The organism is Geobacter sp. AOG1 (genome assembly GCF_019972315.1).
Lineage (GTDB): Bacteria > Desulfobacterota > Desulfuromonadia > Geobacterales > Geobacteraceae > Geomobilimonas.
In genome coordinates this window covers 689,378-694,504 of sequence record NZ_BLIZ01000001.1, presented here as the reverse complement: position 1 = coordinate 694,504, position 5,127 = coordinate 689,378, and the positions used below count along the sequence as shown (strand labels likewise).

Genomic DNA, 5,127 nt, shown 5'->3' with positions numbered 1-5,127 from the left:
TGCCAGTGCAACCTCACCGTCAACAGTTTTACCGGCGACAAGACCTCATTCAACCCCGGAGCCGGCCAGACCTTGAACTTTTCCATGGCCTTTACCGAGACCTACAACAACCCGGTGACATGGACCATTACGGTTGGAGGCAAGTCTTTCAGTAACTCCGACCCGTCGCCTCCTGTTTGGGACGGCACGGGAGCGGATGGCAGGGTCGTCCAGCCCGGGACCTACCCCGCCACCCTTACCGCTTCCGTCAATGGGGGGTGTTCGCAGACCATGAATATCAACGTTGATGTCATTGAATCTGGATCTGGCCAATGCCCGATCACCGGCAAAATAGGGCCATAGCCATAATTCGACGTAAAGATAATAGTGAAGACATGATTTTTCCCAACTGAAGGAGAAGCACTTGAACATAGGGAATTCAGAACCTTGTGTAAAAAAATCGGTTTCTCTCGTCCTCTGCACGCTCATGGCGCTGTCGTTCATGCTCAGTTCCAGTGCGGCATGGGGAAGCTCGGCAAACCTGGCAAATGGTGAGTTGTCCCATGACCAGGGACTCCTGTCCCTCAGGGGCACGGCCATGTCGACAACCATCACCCTCTACTACAAGAGCCTTCGTTCCAAAACCGGCGTGATGGGGCAAGGATGGACCCACAGCTATGATATCGGTCTGACGTCTGGCAGCAGCGGCTGGCTGGTTTTCGCGGAAGGGCCCACATCCCGGCTGTATAAGCCCTCCGGCTCAATCTACCTGTCCCAATCCGGCGATTACTCCACCCTGGTGAAAAACGCCGACGGGACCTGCGTCATTACGGAACAGAGCGGCCTCACCCACCGGTTCGATCCGGCTGGGAAAATCGTTTCACGTACCGACAAGAACGGCAACACCATGACCTTTGCCTACACGGGGGGGAACCTGACCGGCATAACCGACGGCGCCGGGAGAACCACCACTCTCGCCTACGATGCCAACAACGTTCTCACCTCCATCACCGATCCCAAGGGGAATGTCTATTCCTTCGCGTACACGACTGGTCTGCTCTCCTCCGTTACCAATCCCGATGGGGGGCAGTGGAGCTATACCTATGACGTCGGCGGCTTCATCCTCACTAAGACCGACCCCGCCGGCCGGGCCACGACCTACACCTACGACGCCAACCACAAGGTGATCTCGGGCACTGATCCGGCAGGAATAGCGAGAAGCGTCGTCTATCCCGCCTTGTCGGCAAGCGCCAGCGCCATCACCACCTTCACCGAGGCCGATGGCGGCATCTGGACCTACAACAACGACAGACCGAAGGGGACCCTTACCAGCAAGACCGACCCCTACGGCAACACCACGAGCTACACCTACGACGCCAACCGGCACATGCTGACCAAGACCGAGCCGGTGGTCGGTATCACCACCTACACCTACGACGCCAATGGCAACATGACGTCGGAGAAGAACCCCCTCAACCAGACCACCACCTACACCTACAACAGCCTCGGCCAGGTGCTGACCACTACCGGCCCCCAGGGGACCACCACCAACACCTACGACGGTAACGGCAACCTCCTTACCGCCACGGATACGGCCGGGGCGACCACCACCTACGAATACGACGCCAAAGGGAACATGACCAAGATCACCACCGCCAAGGGGCAGGTGACCACCATGACCTACGACAGCGCCGGGCTCCTCGCCTCCACCACCGACCCGACCGGCGCCGTCACCACCAGCACCTACGACGCCAATGGCAACCTTGCGACCCAGACCGACCCGGCTGGCAAGGTGACCACCTTCGAGTACGATGGCATGGACCGTCTCACCAGGGTCACCGACCCCCTTAACAACGTCACCACCTACGGCTACGACAAGCGGGGGAACCGGACCATCGTCACCGACGCCAACGGCACCACCACCACCTACACCTACAACGACGAGGGGCAGGTACTCACGAGCACCGACGCCCTCGGGAAGGTCACCACCTACACTTACGGCACTACCGGCTGCACGAGCTGCGGCGGCGGGGTGGACAAACTGACGGCACTCACCGACGCCAAGGGGCAGACCACCAGCTGGCAGTACGACCTCCTCGGCCGACTCACCCGGGAGACCGACCCCCTGCAGAAAAACACCGCCTACCAGTACGACCCGGCGGGGAACTTGATCCTCAGGACCGATGCCAATGGCGTCGCCATCTCCTACGGCTACGACCCGCTGAAAAGGCTCACCGGCAAGAGCTACCCCGACGGAAGCAGTCTGAGCTACACCTACGATGCCGCCGGACGTGTCCAGACCGCCGCCAACGGCAACGTCTCCTATACCTACGCCTATGATGCCGCTGGCCGGACCACGAGCGTCATTGATTCCCGTGGCTATACCACCACCTATGAATACGACCAGGTGGGGAACCGGACCAAGATGACCTTCCAGCCGGGGACCGCCGACCAGCGGGTAACCACCTACGCCTATGACGACGCCGGCCGCCTGACCGGCATCACCTCCCCGGCGGGGACCTTCACCTACGGCTACGACACCCTCGGCCGGAGGACGTCGCTCGCCTACCCGAACCAGGTCACCGCCAGCTATGGTTACGACGACGGCGGCCGGCTCACCAGCCTCACCCATGCCGCCGGCGGCAACACCATTGCCTCCTTCACCTACACCCTCGACAAGGTGGGGAACCGGACGAGCAAGGCGGCGGCGGAGTTGGAAACCTACGCCTACGACCTCGTCTACCGGCTCCTTACCGTCACCTCGTCGAAGCCGGAAGCCTTCACCTTCGATGCCGTCGGCAACCGCCAGACCGGCCCCGGCGCCAAGGATACCGGCTATCTCTACAATGCCGGCAACCAGATGACCCAGGGGCGGCGGCTCGCCTATGGCTACGACAACGCGGGGAACCAGACCACCCGGACCGTCGCCGGTGCGACCGACCGGAGCTGGACCCAGAGCTGGGACTACGAGAATAGGCTTGCCACCGTGACCATGTCCAAGGGTGCGGAGACGCGGATCGTCACCTTCCTCTACGACCCGCAGGGGCGGCGCATCTGGAAGCAGCTCACCACCACCGTCGATGGCATTGCCGCGACCAGCAGCTGGCGGTACGTCTACGACAACGACAACATCCTGCTCGAAATCTACACCGACCCGAGCGGCGCGGTCGAGAAGACCTTCTACACCCATGGTGCAAACGTGGATGAGCACCTTGCGCTGGAGCGGAATGGCCAGTTCTACTACTATCACGCTGACGGGTTGGGGAGTGTCACTACCATCACAGACGCCAACCACAACGTCGTACAGAGCTATGCATACGACTCCTTCGGGATGGTGAAGCCATCAACTGCTTTCAGGAACAGTTATACCTATACCGGCAGGGAGTGGGATAAGGAGACGGGACTCCATTACTATCGCGCACGTTACTATGACCCGATGGAGGGGAGATTTGTTTCTAAAGATCCAAGCGGCTTTGATGGAGGCATAAATGTCTACGCCTATACCGATAACAATCCTATTAACTGGATTGACCCCGATGGGTTGGAAAGAGGAGCGCCATCCATAACTAAGCCACCAGGCAGTTTCAAAAGAATCTTGGATTATTTCTACACTGATTTATACAGATTTATAAACAATGACATGCCTAATTCCAGAGTTGATGTTGTTATGAAGTACGAAGCAGTGGCATTGGAAGCAGCATTACTTTCCGGAAGCGCGTTAGAAATAGAAGTAAATGTGTTATCGAAAGGAAATGTGTGTAAGATAATAAGTAAACGTTTAAAAATTGGTTCAAGAATGGACCCGGCTCATCACGGAAAAGGATGGGGGCATTTTCATTTCTGGAAGTGGTAAGGAGGCTGCGATGAAATTTATCAAGCCAAATTTTGCAAAAGGCGAGATTGAATTACGAGTTGAGAACGATGAAGTCTGCATCTATGCAACTTCTGCAGGATTGGAAAAGTTGGCAAGCTTTTGCAATGAATTGATATCCAATCCGCGAAAAGGGCACATTCACCTTGAAGATTACGAATTACTTACAGAGAATTCGATGAAAGGTACAATTGCTTTGCTTGAAAAAAATTAAGATAGAGCCGTTATTTACCCATATCGAGCATCAGCTTCCGGAACAGATACACCTATACCGGCAGAGAGTGGGATAGGGAGGCTGGTCTGTACCATAACGGAGACAGATATTACGATCCTCTGGAAGGTCGGTTCATTTCCAAAGACCCATCTGGATTTGTGGCATCATTACCATCTGATGCTGGAGACACCGGCAGGAAATCTGTCGCAGATTATGCAGCATATAAACAGCGCCTATACCACCAAGAACACTCTCGTTGCACTGCATACGGCAGGTTAGTCGCGCCCGGGGCCTATCCCGCCACCCTTACCGCATCCGTCAATGGAGGGTGTTCGGTAAGCAGGAATTTCAGCGTCGATGTGATTGAATCCGGCCAGTGCCCTATCAACACGCAATATAGGACACTAGGCAGGAGAGGACATGCAGATATTGCCCATCAGAAGGAGAATTTTGGTGAAGATAAAAATGCCAGGACCTTGTGTAAAAAAATCGGTTTTTCTCGCCCTCTGCACGCTCTTGACGCTGGCATTCATGCTCGGAAGCAAAGTGGCATTGGGAAGTTCGGGACAGTCCGTGTGCGACCCATCGACAGGCAACGGGTCGTGGTATTACAGCGGTACCACGTATGCAAATTGTGACAACAACCAGGGATGCGCGGGCCATTGGGCTTACGATACGGCGGATAAAGTATATTATGCTTGCACCGGCGTTAGCGACGGAATCTATTTAACGTGCGAAAGCATAAATGGCTCGACAAAAATTATCACTACGTATGGATATACCGTGGTTGCCGGGACGTACTTTGGCGCATACCACGACCACAGAAACGCTCCGGGCCAAATAGCGTCAGAGTGTTCATGCCCTGAAGGTTATACACCCTATCCTGATTACGGTAAATTCCTGATAGCTGCGTCAAATACCACCTATGAATACCGTTGCCAGTGCAACCTCACCGTCAACAGTTTTACCGGCGACAAGACCTCATTCAACCCCGGAGCCGGCCAGACCTTGAACTTTTCCATGGCCTTTACCGAGACCTACAACAACCCGGTGACATGGACCA

At 56.0% G+C, this 5,127-nt stretch carries 4 protein-coding genes and 1 pseudogene; all 5 read left to right on the top strand.

Translation table 11 applies throughout. The features are described 5' to 3' along the window. Positions 1-342 (top strand): hypothetical protein (locus LDN04_RS03065; RefSeq protein WP_223906207.1); only part of this gene is annotated, 342 nt, incomplete at its 5' end. Between the two features lie 61 nt (positions 343-403). After that, on the top strand, positions 404-3,832 hold the full coding sequence (locus tag LDN04_RS03060) for an RHS repeat-associated core domain-containing protein (protein WP_223906213.1): 3,429 nt from the start codon (positions 404-406) through the stop codon (positions 3,830-3,832). Between the two features lie 10 nt (positions 3,833-3,842). Next, complete coding sequence (locus LDN04_RS03055; protein WP_223906211.1) at positions 3,843-4,064, top strand: hypothetical protein; 222 nt, start codon at positions 3,843-3,845, stop codon at positions 4,062-4,064. A 20-nt stretch (positions 4,065-4,084) separates the two neighbouring features. After that, positions 4,085-4,213, top strand: a pseudogene (locus tag LDN04_RS16935) (RHS repeat-associated core domain-containing protein); the annotation flags it as partial. Positions 4,214-4,484: 271 nt separating this feature from the next. Continuing rightward, positions 4,485-5,127, top strand: a 643-nt coding sequence (locus tag LDN04_RS03045; RefSeq protein WP_223906209.1) for a hypothetical protein, incomplete at its 3' end; no start/stop codon positions are given.

Bases quoted from the DNA above. Each gene is read 5' to 3' on its own strand.
- LDN04_RS03055 (WP_223906211.1), top strand. From the start codon at position 3,843: ATGAAATTTATCAAGCCAAATTTTGCAAAAGGCGAGATTGAATTACGA.